This window comes from Leifsonia tongyongensis, assembly GCF_010686705.1.
Lineage (GTDB): Bacteria > Actinomycetota > Actinomycetes > Actinomycetales > Microbacteriaceae > Diaminobutyricibacter > Diaminobutyricibacter tongyongensis.
The window spans coordinates 135340-154762 of record NZ_JAAGWY010000005.1; the positions used below are offsets into that span (position 1 = coordinate 135340).

A 19423-nucleotide genomic window follows, 5' to 3' on the forward strand; every position below is an offset into this window, starting at 1 on the left:
GCGTCGCATTTCAGCTACTCCAGAGAATTGTGTGGTCATTGAATGGGCGGGTCAGGTCGGCGGTAAGGTCGCCAGACCAGACAAGGTGATAGATGCGGCAAGTCGTAAGTGCGAAGGGAACCGAACGATCAACCCCAACCGCTTCGGCGAACGGGAGACCGTCCACGGCGTCGATGAGGCCGAGGCGGACGTCCTCCGTGGGCGCGTATCGGCTATGCCGGTACATGCTGAGAAGTTCCAGGTTTCGTAGAACGACGGGGTTCACGCTGCGGAACATGCCGTACGACCATCCGATACGTTCGCAAGCGCTCTTCGTGTTTTGGAACCTTCTTACTGAGCGCGGCGAGTTGAACGCTTCGAAGTGCACATCGACAATTCCGCGTTTTCCGTCGTTGTAGACAACGAAGTAGTCGGGGTAGTGGTAGGCGCCGTCTTCGAACTGCATCAGGCAGGGCTGCGCGCTGATTGCCGCTATGTCAGCGGAGAAGTCGAGGAACATCAGCGCCCAGCGTTCCAACATCGATTCGTGCCAGACCTGATAATGCAACTGAGAGAACCAATACTTGCCGTGCCGGTTCTTCATGCCCTTGTAGGGTTTCGGTATCCGCGCACGGCTCGCCAGGTGTAAGGGCTCACCAACCACCCCGGGGCCGATTGGCTCACGGTGAATGATTCCGGAGCTGTCTTCCCAAAGGATGAGGTTTCGCGTCCGCGGCTCGACCGGCCGGAGGGCCTTGTAACTGGTTGACGTTCTTCCTGGCATTTCGATTCTTCCCTTGCTTGTCGCTTGCAAGAGGATCTATGCGGCGGAGACGGTGGCGGCTGTGCTCTACGCCTCGATCACCGGCAGAAGGCTATGCGGGAGGAGGCGGAGTCGAGTCGCTGCCCGGCGAAATCGTTGGGCGTGAGCAACGCGGTTATTCTAATAACCTTTCGGGCAAGATCGGAAGCCCTGAGCGAAAGAATGACGGTGACAGTCGTCGCCCGTGTGGGCACACTAAGGCCCGTTTCCGCTTGCCCGTCTGGTGACGACTGGTCACGACGGCCGGGCAGCAAAGTGACGCCGTTCCCGACGATCTCACGGCACCAGCCTGAGCGTCAGCCATCGGATAACCGCCGCAAACGCGGCGAAATCGGAAACGGCGCCTCAAACAAACTACGTTCACGTGACATACCGAATCAAATTGAGGACTGCCCCCAAAACAGGTTGCGCCTACTACTAAACGCACGATTGACCCCCGCACGCGCGGGGAAGGGTGGTCACCGTCTTGCGAAGGTTGACGACTTGGATTGGATAACCCCCGCACGCGCGGGGAAAGGTGGCCACCGTCTTGCGATGATTCACGGCTTGGGTTGGAATACCCCCGCACGCGCGGGAAGCCGAGTAGGCCCGGCGAGCCTGAGTTTGGCTTCACCGGAAGGTGTCAAACCAGTGGGGTCGGTTGTTCCACATCCATTTCGGATGGACGTGTGGCTGCCAGCCGCGGGTTTGGACCCTCTCGCGGATTTCTTCGATGGTGCCGAGGTAGGTGCGGTCAGACTGCCCAGTCTCGTTCCACCACGCGACGATGGCGTCCTCCAGTTCGTCGACCGGGTAGAGAAAGGCACGCTCCATCTCATCGATGGTGGGTTCCTCGAACGCCGAATCATCGTCCCGGTCGTCCGCGTCCGCGCTCAGGCAGTATCGGATTCGGCGCGCCAGCTCGAGGCACTCCTCAACGAACGCGTCGATTTCTTCTTGGGTGGGTTTTGTCATCTGTACTCCCTTCACCCCGCCGGGACATCCGGCGCGGGTTCGTGGCCTTTCGAATCCTCTATGCGACCGCGATTTCGCCGGCTGGGCTCTACGTCCCGTCGGCTCGGCGAACGCAGGCTTCAGGAAGTGATCGGCGCGCGGAAGGCGCCAACATGCCCCTTGGTGGCGGCCGGCTTCGAAGCCGGCGGTTACCAGGCGAGCGGTCGCGCGGACACTTCTCGTCGTCGTTGCCGGGGTCTTCCGCGAGGCGTTACGGCCGCGGCTTGTCCGATCGCTGAAAGTCTGAATCATGATCACGACAGGATTGATGCGGCGAAGGCGCACGAGATTGGCTCTGTTATGCCTTTGGCATACATCAGTTAGTATTCTCAGATGCCGCCACGCTTCCGCCCCCGATTCGAACTTGAGGTCCCGCGTTCCTTCGGGATCGATCCGCAAGCGACATGGAAGTCTCTGGGGCCGACGCCATCGGCGGCACAACGCGAACAGCGTGGGGCGGCACGAATCCAACACGCGGTCGCGTGTTGGGTGCGTGCCGCCGCGATTGAGCGCTTCGGCTCGGTGGCGGCCTACGCGAAACACTTCGAGCTCGACTACCAGCGCGAGGGTGGTCTGCTGCGTGGCGATGTCGTCATGCGGTTGGAAGACGTCGCCGGGGCCCGGTTGAGGCTGGGCTTGCCGATCAGGATTGGATCGCAGCCTGGAGAGAAGGCCGGTGGTGTGGCGCTGGCCGAGCCCACGTCTACCTGATCGGGTCTGTCTGGTGGCGACAGGGTTGTCTGGTGGACCCCCAGACAGCTGCTTCCCAGTGTTTTCTAGGGCTTGGAGGCAGTTTGGAGCGTTTGTCCGAGGAATTTCGCCGGAAGGACATACTTAAGAGCTAAAGGGATATATATATATATCCTTCTGCCGAGATATACCCTTCTTCTTCTTTCTTTACGAGTACTTAAAATAGAAAGTTAAGTACAGTAGGGGTTTTGGCCTTTGGATCCCAGTGTTTTCAAGGGGTCCAGTTGTCTTTTTTGTCACCAGACAATCGCTGATCGTTCTGACAAAAACGCCGTTTTTGATCAGATCGGGCGTTTGTGCCTCACCGTTTAAGCGATCCTGAGTGTTAGCTGTGACCCTTTCGAGGTCGAATTGCCTCAAGCTGGTGTGGCGGAAGGGCCACAAAGAGACGTTTTCCGTTCGCGGAACGAATGGAGTGGGCTCCTGAGTACAAACGAATGTACTTGTGAGTACGTTTGAATGTACCGAGAAGTACAAATGAATGGACTTTGCGGCACAAAGAGATGTACTCACATCTGGATGAAGGGGCCCTTTGGGCGCAAAATAGTCTGCGCGAGGCTCTGTTCGACCGCCCGATGGGTTGCAAATGGATCACCATCGACGCGTAGGGGGCTGGAGGGACGCCACCGTTGAGCTCCGCGACCACGTAAAATGGGTTGCTCGCACGCCCGTGCGCCAGGATCCCACCGCATCGGAGCGACCATTTCCACTCGCAGAAAACAGGTAGCGCCCGTCGTCGACAGTGTTTACGACGAGGTCGCCAGCGACATCGCCGTAGGGAAACTGAAGGCAGATTACCCTCTCCCCAAGGCAGAGGACTTCGCCGACGTCTACGAAATCTCGCGGGGGAGTGCCCTGGCCGTGATCAAGAAGCTTGAAGACGCCGGGCTCGTTCACCGCAACCACAGCGTGTTCGTCTCGAGGCAGAGCAATACGGAATTGGTCACCCGGATCGATGCCTTGCTCAAATGGGCGCATCAAAACAAGATCAGTTTCGACACCGTGATGCACGCAGTTCGAGGCCGCACACGCCCGGAAGAGTCGAGGTTGCTGGAAACGCCGACCGCCGGCCAGCCGTCCCAACCTGCAGGCGAGAGCGCGTCCGAGTCGGATACTGCGCGCGAGAGGTTCACCCACGCGGAAGCGAAGAAGCAACAGCTCGAGACTAATCCTCATGCTCAGACCGAAAACAGGGCAGCCATGATCGAGGAACCATCGTTCACCCAGGGAACTGATCGACCTCTGGCCGAACGCGCCTCGTCGCAGACCGACAATGCACCATCGAACGTCGGCGAGCCAGTCGTATCATCGGAACCGGTTCCGGTCGTCGTCGACCCCCCGTTACGGATCGGGGACGGGTCGGCTCGCGTCGACGGCGACGCGCTACCGGTCGTGGACGTTGCGGCTGGGGTTGACGCCAGTGAGCGCTCCCCACGTGCCGTCAACGGTGTTTCGGTGACGGGCGAAACGCCCAAATATGAGGGCGGGGTTCGTCAGGCCTCGGCCGAGAGTCAGTGGGTCGATAACAGCGAGCCTGAGGAGTGGGAGGCGGACCTGTTACGCCAGGAGCCCTGGCGGAACTAAGGCACCTAGGCCATTCGCTTGGTTTCTGAAGGCGTCGTTTATCAGAGTGGGGCCGCTCAATACTTTGACGGGTCCTCTGCCTCGCGGATGAAACTCCTCAATACACTGTCGTCAGGTATTCCGCGAGCGCTCAAAAGGGGAACAGCCGGCGCCGCTCGAGATCGTCAGAATAGTTCGGCGTATGCACGCCGGGAGGTTGAGGTTACTTGAATGCAGCGCGGCTGGGCTCGCGGCCCAAGTGTTCACCGCTCGAGATGCGATCGCAAAGGACTCCATAGAGGACCTTCGAGTCGCGTACATCCTCCTGGACAGCGCAATAGAGACGCTCATGGTGCGTCGCGTCTCAGCAAGGCTGATTCACGGAGACCTCGACCCGGAGCCGAGGTCTTGGTTCTACAGGGAGCGAGACCGGATTGCCATCGACCTCCACGATCCTTCACAGAGGTCTCGCATGGAGGGTTCGGACGAGAGGGACGACTTCGACGTCACGGAATTCGTTTACTGGCGACTGTCAAAAACACAGCTGAGCGACATCGAACGTGATTTCACCTCGAAACTGCAGTTTCTTGCATGGCTTGGGGATCTTGATGAGGATCTCGTTTCCGTCGTTTCGCGACTTCACGAATACCGCAACGAGATGTATCACCGCGAAAAGACCAGACCGGAGGCATTGCGCGCGTTGGTGCATCTTTATGCCTGGCTGACAGCGGAATTCATGGAGCGGCTTCGTCCGGCATGGATGGGCTACGGATCGGATGCGGACGAAGTACGCAGGGGTATCTATCGGCGAATCGGCATTCAAGAACCTCCTGAACGACCGACTGGCTTCTTCGATGAAGACCTTCAAGGGATGATGGCTTCGGAACTTCGCCGGTCGTTGGACCTTGAAGATGCAGCAGAGGTCTTCGCCGCGTACGTCACTTCGCGCGTCACTTCATTCCACGACGCGTTGGAGTTCGTCGGCGATTACCTCGCGACGATTGACCGCTCAGTTGAGCGAATCTCGGAAATGGACGTCGTTCGCAGGATATTTTCGAAAGAGTTCATGGGTAACTTGAAGGATCTTCGCCGAGAACGCGTCTCGCTTACGCGATCGATGATCAGTCGATGGGACGGTTGGTCGCTTGAGATTACTTCACAAGTGGACGCTCTGCGCGCCTTCGCCGCGCTTGCGGAATTTGAACGCGAGTTCGAGCCATTTGAGACGGAAGTTCAGGAGTCGGCGGCTGAAGTCGATCGAGAGATCCAACTCCAGATCGACATTGCCCGCGGGAAGTAGTCGCATTCAACCGCGGCCATTGAGGCTCGATGGCCGCTCTTGAATTGGTCATCGGCCCGCGCAGGTCAGGCTGACAAGCGCGACGGCCCCTTTTGGGACTCCTTCCAGCCCGAGGATCATGCAATCTTTGTCGGATCTCTGTGCTGGCGTTCAGTACATCAAAGATAGGAATGCAGCCGGATATGAGCAAGGGTTCCGCTGTCGTCGATTTGGAGATTACTGGCATCTTTCCCACTAAGCAGGACCGGGTCGTCGAACTGGTAATCGTCCTCATATCGCCAGACGGGGAAATTGGCGTCGGGCTACAGTCGAGCTCCTTCCCTCGGATCCACTGCGATTCCTCGGCCGACACCCAGCCAAGATCGCTTGTGGCCGTGATCTCGCGATAGCGGGGTTCGTCCTTCGATGATCGCAAACTCTCTGAGTTCGGGATTGTTAGTACATGATGCGGATTCGTTGAGGCGCCATTTCATCCCAAAAGTCGCTCTCCAGCCTCTCCCACGTTTCGCGAGTCATATGGGGCGTGTGGGGTGGACTTTTCCGCCCGACCGGAAGCGGGTCGATTTCGATTCGATCCACGGTGAACCGAAGAAAGTGTGCTCGCCGGGGAATACTCCAACTGCGCCAGTCCACTCCGCCAGCGAAGATCTCGTTGAACTGAACACGGTCCAGCACGTCGGTGAGCGCCCGCTTGGCCTCGCGTCTCTCCACCAGAAGATGGCGGGTTTCGGCCGTTGCCCGACCTGTCCCCTTCACTTCCCAGTGCGGCTGCTCTGCCTCCAGACCGAGGACGATGAGGTCTAAGCGTTCGATCTCATTCAGGGTTTCTGATCTGCGCGAGCGTGCCGACATAGCGTGCACCGGGAGCATGTTGAGGACAGCGTCGAAGGCGTATGCCTCCAGTCGGTCCGCTTTCATCATTGTCTTGCCACACGAAAGCCCGCTCGGGTCTGCGCGCGGGTCGCTGCCGTCGCGAGGATGCGCCCTCCGTCCAGCGACGCAGATCATCACGCTGTTCGCACCGCTGGTAGAACGGATTAGCCGGGCACCGCACCGGCCGCAATGGGTGAGACCGCCACCTAACGATGAGCGCTCGTAAGGCACATCGTGGCGACCGCGTTCGCTGAGAACGTCGACCACGGTTGTGAAGGTCGCCAGATCGACTATCGGATCCCAACTTGGCACCCCAGCTTTGTTCAATCCGATCAATGCCGGATTGCACACAGCTTGTCGGAGGACCATCGCGGACCAGCGCTTTACGCGACGCGTGGGTACGCGCTTGGCGTTCCAATCCTTCACGATGGCATAGGTAGAGTCACCGGCGATAATACGAGCGATGGCCGAACGGATCAGCTTCGCCTCGGCCGGTGCCACCACGAGGGTCTTGTTCCGAACGCGGAACCCCAAAGGAGCCGGGCCGCCATGAAACCTGCCGGACGCCGCACGTTGATCGGCTGCGGCCTTGACTCGTTCACTCAGCCGATCGGATTCTGCGGCATCCCACGCGGCGATGGTGCGTGCGACAGCACGACCATCCGCAGTGTTCAAATCGAACTCACCCGAGGCAACCGTGCTAATCCGCACTTGGTGCTTCACAGCCGCATCGATGAGTTCATTGAACTCTTGAGGGCGCCGCGTCAAACGAGAGTTCGAGTAGGCCACGATCACCCCGAATTCATTGAGACGAGCACGACGCAACATCGCGGCGTACTCGGGCCGGGCCTTGTTTGATCTGGAACTCGCGGAGACATCATTGTCAACAAAGACCGCCGCGACAACAAGTCCAAGGCGGGCAGCGAGAGCTCGACACATGTCTTCCTGGCGCTGAACTCCAAGCGCGAAACCTTCAGGGTCCGACGAGATCCGGCAGTAGATTGCGGCCTGCATGTCCGCATGGTTTCACAACGCGTCCCTCTTAAGGGCTGGATGGGCGAAAGACAGGTAGTTCAAAAAACATGGCCCAACGACTCAACCGGCTTGTCCATGTCGATTCGTCTCCACGTCAATTCCTGTTGCCCAAGGCTTCACCGACACCGGATTAGCTCGACATCCCCTCAGTATCCCTGGCCAGTTCTGCCAGATCGGCCCCTAGCATCGCGGTGTACCTCTGCCCAACGCGGTTCTGGGCTGACTCGCGGTCTCCGCATTCGACGGCGCCCGCTGCATGGTTGCACAGGCAGTACTCGCCAGTGGCTTCGTCGATTTCTAAGCAGCCTCGAGAGTCGTGACCGCCCTCGTGATGACAATTGCAGTCCACGTCAGTGGCGAAGTGGCGCGGCGATCGAACCGAAGCGCAGCTTTTGAGGAAGGCATCGATAGGTGCCCGAGCCAAGACTGGGCCTAGGTCCATTCCCGGAGCAACCATCTGAACGGCGACTTGGGTGAGCATCTCAGGCTCACGAGCCGGCCAAACGTCACCTCCTCGGTCGTCGCATGGAATCCGAGCGGACCCGTCTCGATTTCGTAGGACGCATCGGCAAGCGCACCAAGTATGGGATTCGACACACTTGGTATCTCCTCAAGCTAAGCTGGTCAATGAAATAACCACTTCTATCGCGCGCGATAGATCGCACCGGCGAGGGGTCCGAATGCTTCGATCGCGCTCACCTAAGCTCGGATCATGCCGAGATCGGACCGTCCCGCCCCGCGTGAACTCACGCCGGACTGGCCGACCGTGACGGCTGAGAACCCGATCGGTGAAGTCGCCCGACAGTTCGCTAACAACCTGCGAGAAGCTATCGGTGACCGGCCGGTGCGGGAGGTAGCCAGGGAACTCGGGATGAACCACACGGTGTTGCGATCAATCCTGGTCGGGGATGTGTGGCCGGACTTGTACACGATTGCCCGGTTGGAGCAGGGGCTGGGGAAGGATCTGTGGCCGGGGCGGTTGCAGAGAGGTTGAATTTCCACTGACCATGTGGCTGGCGGCCCGCATCGCCTACGCATTGCCTGCAACACGGACGGCTCAATCCATCTTGTCGGTGTGATTCACGGATCAGGGGAACCCTCATCGGCCGGCAGGGGTTCGAGGCCGACGTGACATGTTGAATTATCGATGTCGTTTGACTCTCACGCATGTGCCGGCGCCGGTCCGATATTCATGTCGGGCGCGGTTATCCGCGCGTGCACTAACGAATCTGGGGAATTTGCCGATGGTGAAATGGATGACGAACAGACGTGCACGCGTTTCGGACGCGTTCCGAGTGTCATGGATCTCTGCGCGAGCGTTCGCGGGACGACCCGGTGCTCCATTGCTGCCGTCGATAGTAAAAGCGGTGCTGCTTAGCCCAGTTTCGTTTGGCGTTACACTCGTTCGAATCGTCGCCGGTGAGCAATGGGTCAGCTCGAATGGTGCCGTCGTGGTAGTTGCGGGTCCGCTGACCGCTGGACGTATCGCAACGAACAGCGCCATTGTTGTCATCGAATGCGCAGCCGTCGCCTTCGTGCTTGCTGCGCTTTGCTTAGAGCCTTCTAATGTGGTGCTCCTTGGCTGGCTCATCGCTTTGGGGTGGTCCATTCTTTCGGCCTACGCGGCCGGCGTCTACACGGTGTCGCGGCAGGTGAAGAGCGAAATGAAGCGTGTTCGTGCTCAAGTCGGTCCGGGATTCACCGTGAGCGGGCTCGCAGCGAAGCCGACCGGGTTTGGCGGCGCGTTCGAGCTGGCAGTAGTCGCAATCAACTCGATTCCGGAAGGTTCCGTAGCGTATCTTGCCGCCGTCGATGACCGCATGGCGTATTTGTACCGACGGCGGGGTTTGCAATCGTGGGGAACCTCCGGTCGAGTCTTTCTCTACCGTCGTCGGTCCTCAAACGAACCAGATGGCGATACTTGCCAGGACGGCGATGGCCGCGCCCGCAAGTCGATGACGACGTAAAAAGCCGGCCGACGACAGTAGGGCGACACCTGTGGTGATCAGTGCGCCTAATGCCCAGAGGGGAACGATCGTCGGCCGGTCGAACCCGTTCACCATCAGATCGGTCGCCCGAACGACCAGGTTCCCGAGAAGAACAACAATGAACATGAGATGCGCACGCTCACTCTTGGTGGCGCGTGCCGCGTTCGCGATTCCCTTCCGCACGTTCACTGGCTGATGGACCGCGAGGGCGGATGAGGGGCTGAGGGCGACTGCGACTGCTTCGCGCCTCGACGTTGATGATTTCTTGACGTGGGCCGATTCAAGCCACCACGACGAGGGATGGCCGCTCGGCGTAACGGCGTTGTTCTCATACCTCGATCCGCGAGATGTGTTCTCGTTGAGAGTGTTGGCAGGGAGACCTTCAAGTAGTTTCACGACAAGGTAGATGCGGCAGATTCAGACCTAGCTCGACGAGTCGGCAAATATTCGAGTCGCATCAGATCGTGTCAAGATCGGACTATCCGACCAAGTACCGGGTCCGCTGAGATGACAAGGGGTAGGAACCGGACGCTGTGGATCCGTTCGCCTCAGGCGTGGTCTCCGGTGGAGTGGCCTGCTGAGGGGTGGAGGGGGACACGGCTGCCCAAGGTTCCGTGTAGTCCAAAGACCTGCCGAGTTACGGCAGCGATTGTTTCCGGGTCTGCCGCACGCCATGCCGCGATGAGCTCTTCGTGCTGTGTTGTTATTTCGCTCCACGGGACATCCGATTCGCGCAAGACCACGGACACGCAGTATTCCAAAGCCACCATTGCTTGGCCGCTGAGCTTGGCAAGGATCGGGTTGGGGTTGATCGCGTTGAGTTCTTCGAAGTATCGGCCTAGCGCGCGGACAAACGATGTCTTGTCTTGCTGTTGCGCTGCCTCGTTGACTGTCTGCAAGATCTCCGCTAGATGAGTGCGCTGTATGTCAGTGGCGCTCTCGGCGACCAGATCGGTGACCCCCGTTACCAGGACGCCGGTGGCCTGGATGTAGTGAATCGAGTTCTCGCGGCGCGGTAATACCACCCGAGTGTGCGCCTGCGGTGCCATGTCGATTAACCCCTTTATGCTGAGTGCATATAACGCCTGACGTATCGGTGTTCTTGAGATCCCCAACCACGCCTGCAGCTCGGCATCGTCAAGAACCTCACCGGGCTGAAAGGTGCCATCGAGAATGGCTGCCTGGATCGCGTCGTATGCGCGATCACGAATCAGCTTCCGGGACTTATCGGGGTCAGCAGGGCTCTTCGGCACAATCGCTCCAGGTTCGGGTAGTGAATGCATTCGTGCACATTCAGTGTCCCACGGCCCATCGCTGCGATACGACTGCGTCTCAAATGTAAAATTGTTGGTCTAATTCATGTAGGTTGTTTATGCGGGAATCGGATCGGTTCGACACCCGTGCCGCTGCAATTCACCTGCGGCTGGCGGGGGCCCGGCATTCGGGTTGCCAGGCCCCCAAATCACTTTCGCCGACCAAGGACTCCCGGCACATGATCTGCCCACACTGCAAAGCGAGCATGTATCGCAGCACTAACCCCTACTTCGGAGTTGGCCTATCTGTGCACGAGTACCTCGCGAATTGCCCTGAGTGTGAGTATTTCGAGTACATCCCAAATCCGCGAACCCCAGTACCAGAACCGAACGTGCAGCCGTCCAAACGCTCAGCATTTCGAAGGCTTATGGGAGGCATGCGATAAGCGGACCGCAGGAGCTCCGGTTGGACTTATGAGCGCATCGTAATGATGGTCTTACCGTTGCGCCGTTCGATCGGGTTGAGGGCGGCAACCGCGTTCTCGAGCGTTGCAATGTTGCCGATGTTGGTCTGGAGCCGGCCATCGCGGACCCGTTGGACGATCTCGACCAGCTGCGCGGGAATGGACTCGACGACGAAGTCGACCGCGAGTCCCTCTTTGGGTCGTACGTCGGCGAGGCCGGTAACGGTCACCAGGGTCCCTCCAGCGCGGATCAGGCCAGCGGACCGTTCCTGGATGGTCCCACCAATGACGTCGAAGACCAGGTCGACTGCGCCGAGGTCTTCGAGGCTGTCGTTGTCCAGGTCGAGGAACTCGTGCGCGCCGAAGTCGAGTGCTTTCTGACGATCGCCAGCGCGTCCGGTGCCGATGACATAGGCGCCAGTCTCCCGCGCAAGCTGCGTGACCATCGTGCCGACCGCACCGGCCGCGCCGTGCGCGAGGACGGTCTGCCCTGACTTCAGGTGCCCGTGATCGAAAAGGCCCTGCCACGCGGTGAGACCGGAGATCGGCAAGCTCGCGCCGACCGTGAAGTCAACATCGCCGGGAAGCGGCGCAAGGTTGCGTGACTCAACCGCCACATACTCGGCAAGGGTCCCATTTCGATGCCAGTCCGAGATTCCAAACACGCGTTGCCCAACCGAGAGCCCCGTCGTCCCGTAGCCGAGTGCGCTGACCACACCGGCGAATTCATGCCCCAGGATTGACGGCGCGCGGTCCTGACCGGCGCGATCCTTCCAGGTCGAGGGCCAGTCGATCTCGGTCGGGACGTATCCCGCCGCGTATACCTCAACAAGGACATCGTTGATAGCAGGCCGCGGCTCGGGACGCTCAACCAACTCCATCCCAGCAGCGCCCGCTGTCTGATCCTTTACCACAATTGCCTTCATGAGGTACCTCCTAATAATCAATTCTTCGCCCACGCCGCGACCACAGTCCAGCCTGGATTGGTTGGTCTTGTGGTGTGGCCGTCATCTCGAATTTCGGTAGCGAGACGTCGCTTGCAGTCTAACCGCAAAACTGGACGCAATCGTCCAAAAACGGTGGGTGGATGACTTCTCGCGCTGTGCGTCGCCGCGCGCGAAGGTACGAGGTTGCATGCGAGGACGCGCGCCGCCGGCCTCGTGAGCGATGAAGATGTGCCCATTGCCGATGGGTAGCAACGATGTCGTGAACATGAAAAGCGTCCGATCACGACTTCGCTTAAGAGAGCGCCGCGGCGACGTACTCCTGGAGCACGGGGAGGAGGTCGACGACAAACCACGGATTATGGGCCTGCCACCGAAAGTTCAGCGGGGACGGATGAACTAGCGGGATGGTGGCTGGCAGGTACTCCTCGAAGGCATGAACCGTTTCCGTGAGGTTCCGTTTGGCGCGGCCCGCGAGATAGTGCTGTTGGGCATACTGGCCGATAAGGATAGTCAGCCGGATCTCGGGCATGAGTTCGAGAAGCTGTGGGTGCCATCGAGCGGCGAAGTCCTTTCGGGGCGGCAAGTCGCCGCCAGTACCTTTGCCGGGGTAATAGAAGTCCATGGGAAGGAGGGCGAAAAGCTCTGGATTGCGGAACTGGGTCTCAGACACTCCAAGCCACTGGAGGAGTTTGATGCCACTGGCGTCATTCCACGCAATACCGCTCTCCTGAGCCTTTCGGCCGGGCGCTTGACCAATCACCGCGATCCTTGCGCAAGCCCCGGCCGCGTATAGCGGCGCGTAGCCAAGGTCCTTTGCCCAGGAGTTAGCGGGATCGCTGACAATGCGCTCATGAATGGTTCCCAAGCTCACGGCAACTCCTTCGGATGTTGGCCCGTTAATAGTGTGGTTCGGCGGCGGCATGAGGTTGACCTCTCTGCGGTTCCGTGCAGCTCGCGCTCAGCGAGTAGGGACCTTTTAGTCTGCGGCCGGCGTCGAACACGCCTGCTCTTCCCTCGGTGGCTATCGTAGGCCAATCTCTATTATGGGACTATCTAGTCCCGAATTATGCGACAATATTGATCAGGGGCGACGCGGCTGGGAGGGCTCAATGAGGACGGATTTCGCGGAAGTCTTGGCTCGTGAAAGTGCGTGTCTGGGAGTGGTTACTAACGGAGCGATGTTGGCTAGTTGGAAACGTCGTGTCGTTGAAGAGCTCATGACCCCGCGGTCGCCATACGCGTTGGCGTTGCATCAAGTGGGTGACGCGCACGACCGTGCCGACTTCCTGGACCAGTGGCGGGAGCTCATCGCAAACACCGTGCACCGACTGCTGAAAACCGGTGCCACCCAGCGGGATCCCGAGGGTACCGCGGTAGCTTCGAGGGCTAACATGGATGCCCAGAAGATGGCGGTTCTGATACTTGCGGCCCTTCATGGGGGAAACCGGCTGAGTCAAGTTGCAAGAGACCCTCGACCGCTTCACGACGCGCTCGACCTCGCACTCGTAACTTTGGTCTCCGCGGGCAACGGCTCGCCAGAACGAGGAACCAGTTGCCCAGTCACTAGCATTGACCTGTGATGACAACCGTTGCCTTGCCCAATGGCAGACGCCTGACGGCGCGCGGTGCTAAGACGCGTGCACGGATCGTGGCCGCGGCAGCGGATCTCATGTATTTCCGGGGAGTCGGGGGCACCACTCTTGACGATGTGTTGGCGGCGACAGGGGTCAGCAAGTCCCAGCTCTATCATCACTTCGACGGCAAGGACGCGCTCGTTCGGGCTGTCGTTGACCACGTAGGCGAACGCGTTTTGGAGCGTGAGCGCGACGCTCTTGACCATGTGTCAACGCTCCCAGGCTTGCGACGTTGGCGGGACTCGTTGATACAGAACAACGCCTTGCGGCACGGCGCGTACGGCTGCGCGCTTGGCACGCTGGCCTCGGAAGTATCCGATAGTGACGATCGCGCACGTCAGGCCGTGTCTCGGCTTTTTGTCGACTGGCAGGGACTCCTGGCGGGCGTTTTGAGCAGACTGCAAGACGGTGGTGTGCTTTCCCGCGAAGCCTCCGTCGATCAGCTGGCAACCGGGCTTATGGGGGCGCTTCAAGGCGGATACATGCTTGCCCAGACTGCGCGCGATGTCACGCCTTTAGCAACATCCATTGACATGGCCCTGGCACATATCGAGAGCCTGTCCGGCAGTTGAGCTCGACCCAACTGAAACTCGTCGACGCCGGACTAGTCAATTCCTGATGTTCCCCGTGTCGTAGACCAGCGTTTCGTTTGCCGGCGTCTCGAAGAGGCTGGCCATCGCACTATTGAGATGATTCCGCGGCTGTTGTGTTCCATGTCCCACTTTTGGCGATGCTCCGACCAGAGCGGACCGGCCAACATTCGGTAGCCCGCGTCCAACCTGACCCGCTCCGATTCTCGATTGCGATCGCGTTGCGTCATACTTGGACTAAATCGTCCGAAATGCGGGTGTATCCCGCCAACTCCACTTAAGGGTGTGAACCGATGAGCACTGAGCCGCACGTCCGAACTCAGGAGACGCTGGTCGAGAACACCGATCGCGGCCGCTTCGAACTTTATCGCGACGGCGAACTAGTCGGCTGGCTGTTCCGCACTCACCTAATACCTAACCGGTATGCGCTTCTTCATACCGAGGTGGAGGCGAGTCATCAAGGTCAGGGTGTGGCGGGCGCGATGGTGCGGCGGGTTCTCGACGAGATTCGCGGCCGTGAGGGCACCATTACGGTTATCTGCCCTTTTCTGGCGAACTACCTCTCCCGAGCCACCGAATACTCCGACCTGATCGACCCGCGGCGTCCCGGCTACTCGGATCGTGCGTCCGCAGAATTAGCGCACACGAAGGGCGCCGGTCACGAGATCGTGGGCCACGCTTAGCGACCCGTCAACAAGCGCTGTTCCAGCGACGCGGCTCGTGGCGCGATCGCTTAGTTTGCGCTGCCTGACGGCCCGACAAGTTGGTTCCCAGAAGGACCACCGAATGTGGGCGCGTAAACGCCCGACCAACGACCGAGCGCGTCTTCAATTCCGAAGATGTCGGCGATGGTACCGATAACAGGAGCTCAGTTCGCGTAAGACGCGAGCCGCCCACACCGGCGAACCATCTGCGCGGGTCTCGATGGACTGAAAGTCGACGCGGCCGTATCTGCAGTGTAGGTAGAGCCGGCCCGGCCGGGACGCGCGAACACTGCTGGGAAGTTCAGGATCGCCGGCACTCGGAGACGTGCCCTTCGGTCAGCTGGGCGGCTGGCGCTTGGGATACGCACCTGAACCCGGATGTATCTTGTCGATGAGATCGAGGTACTCCGGGTTGTGAGCGATGAATTCGCCAACGACCGGGCAGAGTACCGTGATCTTCTTCCCGCTCTCACGTATCTCATTCAGGACACGAGACACGAGTTCTGTGGCTACCCGATTGTTGCGGTAGGCGTGGTTGACCCATGTTGCGAGCAAGACCACACGCCCGCCCACGATCCGGTAAGGGAGCACACCGATCGCGTCGGCACCGAGGGTGGCGATCCAGCGGCCGTGTTCTTCGTCTTTGAGGACGTCAAACTCCCAGGTGGAGGCCACGTCGCTGGCATCGGGCGTGTCGAACGTGGCGATGAGTGCCAAATTGTTTTCTTCTCGGGCGACCGCGTCGTCCTCGATGTTGATCCGCATTGGCTCGCTCCCTTTGGCCGGAATTAGCATGTCGTCGTCAGGACTCACGCGACTGTTTTAGTAACGCCCGGGTGATCGGCGTTGATTAGGTCGGCGTATTCGGGGTTTTGTTCGATGAAGGTGCGAACGATCGGGCACAGGATTGTTATGCGGTTGCCTCGTGTGCGCACGTCGTCCAGGACGCGTCGGATCAGTTCGGGATACACGGAGACAGCCAGCAACACGAGGCGGCCATCCCTGGTGACGTTGTAGGTTAGCCCAGCGATCTCGGAGTCGCCGACGATCGCACTGTAGAGGCCGGCCTTCTCGTCGTTGACTAGGTGGAAGTTGATTGCGGACGCATGGGGGCCATCGACTACTTCGTCGATCAGGACGGTCTGATCCTGACTGAGGGTGCCTTTCCCGTCCGGGTACCCGGCCTCGTCTGGGTACTCGAAGGCGTATCGGGTTGCCTCGGCGGGGGTAGTCATGGGTGCTTCCTTTCGGTTGTCGGATCGAAGAGTATGCGTGCAGCTCTGCACTAATGGCCCGGGGCGACAGGACGCTAACGGTGCACTTCTCAGTTCGTATCGGTCGTGCTTGCGCCTCAGCGTGCTCGCCCTCGAGTGGCGCCTGGGCAAGGGCCGCCTTACGTTCCGTCAATCTGGCCATCGCACGAAAACAGAACTGATAGGTCCAGATTAGGATGCCGTTAGGTCATTCGGCAAGCCGCCTGAACATCGCCCGGACTAGTTCCCAGTCTAGTGACAAGCTCCATTAAACCGTGGCCGTACCGCGGGCCAGGGTCATTTGCAGCGCCCGGCGGCCGACGGCGGTACGCCGCCTTAGAGCGGCACTTTTGATTGGCCCTGTCGGACTCTAGCGTCCTTTTGTGGTAGATATGAACGGGCTTTTGGCAGCTAATCCGGTTTGACGCGGTCTGGATGTTGTAGGTCCGTGTCATGACCGAACTGCGCAAGGAGTGAGGAAGTCTGTAACCGCGTCACGACGGCCATCGAAGCCCGAGCAGGAACCCGGGGGCGTTCGTAAGCATTGTTCGTCGCGAACATTGGCGCCGACATTGGATCTTCGGCCGCCGCTCAATGAGGAGATTCAGTGACTATCAGCTATCGAAAGACGGCCGCGGCAATTGCGCGGCTGACCTCCGAACAGTTCGAGGTAACCCAGTGGGCGGCGACGGAACCGCCCTTCCGGAACAAGTATTGGAATAATCACACGGCGGGCCTGTACGTGGACATCGTGTCCGGTGAACCGCTATTCGCATCGATTGATTAATTTGATAGCGGTACCGGATGGCCTAGTTTCATGGTGCCGATTTCATCGGAGTTCATCGTCCTGAGGGAAGCCCCTGCGAGGGTATCGAGGTCCGCTCTGCGCACGGCGATAGTCACCTTGGTCATCTATTTGGCGACGGCCCGGGCGGGGGCTTCCGGTTTTGTATCAACTCTGCGGCCTTGCATTTCGTCCCTGTTGCTGAGCTTCTATCCCTGGGCTACGCCGCATACCGTCAGTTTTTCAGCTGATAGGACGCGTTATCGTTGTGTTGCCGGTGCTGCTGTCGCTGTTCACCTGGGTTTTAGATGACCTCACCGTTGATGTCTTCCTTGTCCAAGTACTCGTTGATCGCGTACTCGATTATGGAAAACCAGTCGCTGCCGGTTGTTGGGGTGTCTTCCTTGATTCCAGGCAGAGCGAGACTGAATATCGGGTCGCCTTCGGGCCCGGCCTTTACTATGCAACGCAGAGTGCCAACGGGTTCGCCACCTGGGCTTGATATCGCCCATTCATAGGTTTCGCACCTTCTCACATGCCATTTCCGTTCCTTGAAAGTGAGAACAGCACTGTCAGTGTCGAAAATTGTTTGCGGCATGTGACCTCCTGGGCACTCGGTTCTTGTTTGAAATGGTCGAAATGAGTTGGGTAGTGGGCGCGTAGTCGTGCAGGGGTTCAGCCTCGCCGCCTGGTGATCAGCGAGTCGATCGCGGAAGCGGCAAGAAGCACGACGGCGGCGATCGAGAGAATAAGTCCGATCGCCGCTGTGCTTAACACCGCATTTTCGACGGGTTTCATCGCAAAGAACACGAGGGCGATCACAGCAGTTGCGGCGCCGATCACGGTTTGCGTGGCCTGACGGATGACGCCGAGGAGTAATCGGCGGTCGCGACGGTCGGCGAGAAGTCGCACGTTCACGTTGAGTGTGCCGGTCGCTAAGGCACTGGCTATCCGGTCGATCTGGCGCGGAACGCGCCGCACCACTGGTAGCAACGACATTGCTTCGCGCGTGACCAGTTGGCGCACGTTCGCCGGGGTCAGCTGGTCGCCGACCTGCTGCAGTGCGAGCGTCCGAGCTTCTTCGAGGACATCGAACTCCGGTGTCAGTGTGCGGAGGGTGCCTTCGAGGACGGCGAACGCACGGCCCGCGGCGATGAATTCTGGCGGAACAGCCATGCCGTGCTTGGTGAAAATCGCGACCGCTGTATCCACCGTGCTGATGCCGATGCGGGCGCCTGGGCCAAGTTGGTACGTGACGAAGTTCGCCATATCGCGGCGGAAGGCTTGTTCATCGGCGTCGTCGGGCAGCGGCGCGAGCGTGAGCATGCCGTCGGCAATACCCCGGGTGTCGGATTGCAGGTAGGCGATCAGTAAGTCTTGGACTGTCTGACGTAAACCCGAGTCGATGCGACCGACGGAGCCGAAATCGACCAGTGCCGGGCGTCCATCTGCCAACAGCATGATGTTTCCCGGGTGAAGGTCGGCGTGATAGGTGCCGTCGAAGACGGTTTGGCGGATGAATGCTATAAGTACTGCACGCATTGCCGGGTCGAGGTCCGCATGTTCAGCGCGTCCTGCATTGACCGCGGAGAGGGAGTCGCCCTCGAGGAACTCCATGACAATCACACGGCTCGTCGAAAGTGCGCCGTAAAGACGGGGCAGGCGGAGCTCAGCGGCGCGCGGGCTGCGCGCTTGGCCTGCACGAAGGCCGGCGAGGTTGACCGCCTCGATGCTGAAGTCCAGTTGACGGATGAGATCGGCCGCGTACTGCTCGGCAACCTGTTCGATCCCGAGTTGCCGAACCTGCGCGGAAGCTCTTGAGACGAGTTTGGCGATACGGAGGGCGATGTCAACGTCTCGGCGCATCTCGCCCGCGATACCCGGGCGTTGGATCTTGACGGCGACGGTCTCGCCGGTGTGGAGGACGGCACGGTGCACCTGCGCGATGGAGGCGGCCGCCACAGGTGTGCGTTCAAACGACGCAAACACTTCGTCGAGTGGGGCGCCCAGCTCGGTCACGAGCAACTGTTCGACTGCGTCCGGATGAGCGGGAGCGACGTTCTTTTGCAGGCGCGAGAGCGCAAGCTGCCACTCGTGGGGGATGAGGTCGTCCCGCGTCGAGAGCAGTTGACCCATCTTGACGAAAGCGCCGCCGGCGTCCTCCAATGCCAGTCTCAGGCTGTCAGCCTGGCGGGTACGCAAGTCAGATGTTGCAGGATCGCGGGTGAAATCGAGTTGGCCGATTGGAAGGAGTCCGTGGGCCCTGGCAATCCGGACGAGCTCGGAGAATCGCCGCCCGCGCGACCGAAGCGTGCTGCGGTCGTCGGAGCCCGATCGCCCTGTTAGACCACCAAGACTGAGAATTCGCTTTCCGCCAGCAGGCATCATCGCGAGGTTCTCATTCGCGGCGAGCTCGGACGCGGCGTGAGCCAGCGGGCAATCGAACGCGTTGGCGTTGGCCAAGTTGTCCTTATGGTGAGACTAGGAATT

Annotated in this window: 18 protein-coding genes; 8 read left to right on the top strand and 10 right to left on the bottom strand. The window is 59.8% G+C overall.

From position 1 onward, the window contains the following. Nucleotides 1-10 precede the first annotated feature (10 nt). Nucleotides 11-583: a TnsA-like heteromeric transposase endonuclease subunit gene (locus tag G3T36_RS18020; protein ID WP_163291248.1), complete on the bottom strand. Its 573-nt coding sequence runs from the start codon at nt 581-583 to the stop codon at nt 11-13. Nucleotides 584-1411: 828 nt separating this feature from the next. Beyond that, nucleotides 1412-1756, bottom strand: a complete 345-nt coding sequence (locus tag G3T36_RS18025; RefSeq protein WP_163291249.1) for a hypothetical protein — start codon at nt 1754-1756, stop codon at nt 1412-1414. 372 nt (nt 1757-2128) lie between these two features. Between G3T36_RS18025 and G3T36_RS18030 the strand changes: the two genes are divergently transcribed. From G3T36_RS18030 to G3T36_RS18040, 3 genes are all read left to right on the top strand, one after another. Then, nucleotides 2129-2506 (top strand): hypothetical protein, encoded by a 378-nt coding sequence (locus G3T36_RS18030; RefSeq protein ID WP_163291250.1) that lies wholly within the window; start codon nt 2129-2131, stop codon nt 2504-2506. 900 nt (nt 2507-3406) lie between these two features. Beyond that, entirely contained in the window at nt 3407-4129 is a 723-nt protein-coding gene (locus G3T36_RS18035) for a hypothetical protein (RefSeq protein ID WP_240148644.1), read from the top strand. Nucleotides 4130-4310: 181 nt separating this feature from the next. Then, on the top strand, nt 4311-5408 hold the full coding sequence (locus tag G3T36_RS18040) for a hypothetical protein (RefSeq protein WP_163291252.1): 1098 nt from the start codon (nt 4311-4313) through the stop codon (nt 5406-5408). Between the two features lie 435 nt (nt 5409-5843). Here G3T36_RS18040 and G3T36_RS18045 read toward each other — a convergent pair whose 3' ends face one another. Then, entirely contained in the window at nt 5844-7295 is a 1452-nt protein-coding gene (locus tag G3T36_RS18045; RefSeq protein ID WP_163291253.1) for a recombinase family protein, read from the bottom strand. A gap of 1388 nt (nt 7296-8683) precedes the next feature. On the opposite strand from G3T36_RS18045, the gene G3T36_RS18050 reads away from it, so the two are divergent. Continuing rightward, nucleotides 8684-9283: a hypothetical protein gene (locus G3T36_RS18050; RefSeq protein WP_163291254.1), complete on the top strand. Its 600-nt coding sequence runs from the start codon at nt 8684-8686 to the stop codon at nt 9281-9283. Between the two features lie 569 nt (nt 9284-9852). Here the strand turns inward: G3T36_RS18050 and G3T36_RS18055 are convergent. From G3T36_RS18055 to G3T36_RS18065, 3 genes are all read right to left on the bottom strand, one after another. Further along, a complete protein-coding gene (locus G3T36_RS18055; RefSeq protein WP_338031628.1) occupies nt 9853-10557 on the bottom strand; it encodes a GntR family transcriptional regulator in 705 nt (234 codons plus the stop codon). 472 nt (nt 10558-11029) lie between these two features. Then, the gene (locus G3T36_RS18060; RefSeq protein ID WP_163291256.1) at nt 11030-11947 is read right to left on the bottom strand and encodes an NADP-dependent oxidoreductase; all 918 of its coding nucleotides are present in this window, start codon (nt 11945-11947) and stop codon (nt 11030-11032) included. A gap of 313 nt (nt 11948-12260) precedes the next feature. Further along, nucleotides 12261-12839 (bottom strand): uracil-DNA glycosylase family protein, encoded by a 579-nt coding sequence (locus G3T36_RS18065; protein ID WP_338031629.1) that lies wholly within the window; start codon nt 12837-12839, stop codon nt 12261-12263. A gap of 708 nt (nt 12840-13547) precedes the next feature. On the opposite strand from G3T36_RS18065, the gene G3T36_RS18070 reads away from it, so the two are divergent. Both G3T36_RS18070 and G3T36_RS18075 read left to right on the top strand, forming a co-directional pair. Beyond that, complete coding sequence (locus G3T36_RS18070; protein ID WP_163291443.1) at nt 13548-14174, top strand: TetR/AcrR family transcriptional regulator; 627 nt, start codon at nt 13548-13550, stop codon at nt 14172-14174. 311 nt (nt 14175-14485) lie between these two features. Then, nucleotides 14486-14875, top strand: coding sequence for a GNAT family N-acetyltransferase (locus G3T36_RS18075; protein ID WP_163291258.1), 390 nt, complete (start codon nt 14486-14488; stop codon nt 14873-14875). Between the two features lie 357 nt (nt 14876-15232). Here the strand turns inward: G3T36_RS18075 and G3T36_RS18080 are convergent, their stop codons facing one another. Both G3T36_RS18080 and G3T36_RS18085 read right to left on the bottom strand, forming a co-directional pair. Further along, on the bottom strand, nt 15233-15661 hold the full coding sequence (locus tag G3T36_RS18080) for a GNAT family N-acetyltransferase (RefSeq protein WP_163291259.1): 429 nt from the start codon (nt 15659-15661) through the stop codon (nt 15233-15235). 44 nt (nt 15662-15705) lie between these two features. Next, on the bottom strand, nt 15706-16131 hold the full coding sequence (locus G3T36_RS18085) for a GNAT family N-acetyltransferase (protein ID WP_163291260.1): 426 nt from the start codon (nt 16129-16131) through the stop codon (nt 15706-15708). A gap of 625 nt (nt 16132-16756) precedes the next feature. Between G3T36_RS18085 and G3T36_RS20280 the strand changes: the two genes are divergently transcribed. Continuing rightward, nucleotides 16757-16936 carry a peptide-methionine (R)-S-oxide reductase gene (locus G3T36_RS20280; protein WP_338031630.1) on the top strand — a complete coding sequence of 60 codons (180 nt, stop codon included), beginning with the start codon at nt 16757-16759 and terminating at the stop codon, nt 16934-16936. Between the two features lie 83 nt (nt 16937-17019). Continuing rightward, nucleotides 17020-17184, top strand: coding sequence for a peptide-methionine (R)-S-oxide reductase (locus tag G3T36_RS20285; RefSeq protein ID WP_338031647.1), 165 nt, complete (start codon nt 17020-17022; stop codon nt 17182-17184). A 53-nt stretch (nt 17185-17237) separates the two neighbouring features. Here G3T36_RS20285 and G3T36_RS18095 read toward each other — a convergent pair whose 3' ends face one another. Beyond that, a complete protein-coding gene (locus G3T36_RS18095; RefSeq protein ID WP_163291261.1) occupies nt 17238-17531 on the bottom strand; it encodes a hypothetical protein in 294 nt (97 codons plus the stop codon). Between the two features lie 77 nt (nt 17532-17608). Further along, entirely contained in the window at nt 17609-19396 is a 1788-nt protein-coding gene (locus tag G3T36_RS18100; RefSeq protein ID WP_163291262.1) for an ABC1 kinase family protein, read from the bottom strand. Nucleotides 19397-19423 lie beyond the last annotated feature (27 nt).

What these genes read in the sequence shown, in the direction of transcription:
- G3T36_RS18020 (WP_163291248.1), bottom strand. Translation starts at nt 583, where the DNA reads ATGAAGAACCGGCACGGCAAGTATTGGTTCTCTCAGTTGCATTATCAG.
- G3T36_RS18025 (WP_163291249.1), bottom strand. Translation starts at nt 1,756, where the DNA reads ATGACAAAACCCACCCAAGAAGAAATCGACGCGTTCGTTGAGGAGTGC.
- G3T36_RS18030 (WP_163291250.1), top strand. Translation starts at nt 2,129, where the DNA reads ATGCCGCCACGCTTCCGCCCCCGATTCGAACTTGAGGTCCCGCGTTCC.
- G3T36_RS18040 (WP_163291252.1), top strand. Translation starts at nt 4,311, where the DNA reads ATGCACGCCGGGAGGTTGAGGTTACTTGAATGCAGCGCGGCTGGGCTC.
- G3T36_RS18045 (WP_163291253.1), bottom strand. Translation starts at nt 7,295, where the DNA reads ATGCAGGCCGCAATCTACTGCCGGATCTCGTCGGACCCTGAAGGTTTC.
- G3T36_RS18060 (WP_163291256.1), bottom strand. Translation starts at nt 11,947, where the DNA reads ATGAAGGCAATTGTGGTAAAGGATCAGACAGCGGGCGCTGCTGGGATG.
- G3T36_RS18070 (WP_163291443.1), top strand. Translation starts at nt 13,548, where the DNA reads ATGACAACCGTTGCCTTGCCCAATGGCAGACGCCTGACGGCGCGCGGT.
- G3T36_RS18075 (WP_163291258.1), top strand. Translation starts at nt 14,486, where the DNA reads ATGAGCACTGAGCCGCACGTCCGAACTCAGGAGACGCTGGTCGAGAAC.
- G3T36_RS18080 (WP_163291259.1), bottom strand. Translation starts at nt 15,661, where the DNA reads ATGCGGATCAACATCGAGGACGACGCGGTCGCCCGAGAAGAAAACAAT.
- G3T36_RS18085 (WP_163291260.1), bottom strand. Translation starts at nt 16,131, where the DNA reads ATGACTACCCCCGCCGAGGCAACCCGATACGCCTTCGAGTACCCAGAC.
- G3T36_RS18095 (WP_163291261.1), bottom strand. Translation starts at nt 17,531, where the DNA reads ATGCCGCAAACAATTTTCGACACTGACAGTGCTGTTCTCACTTTCAAG.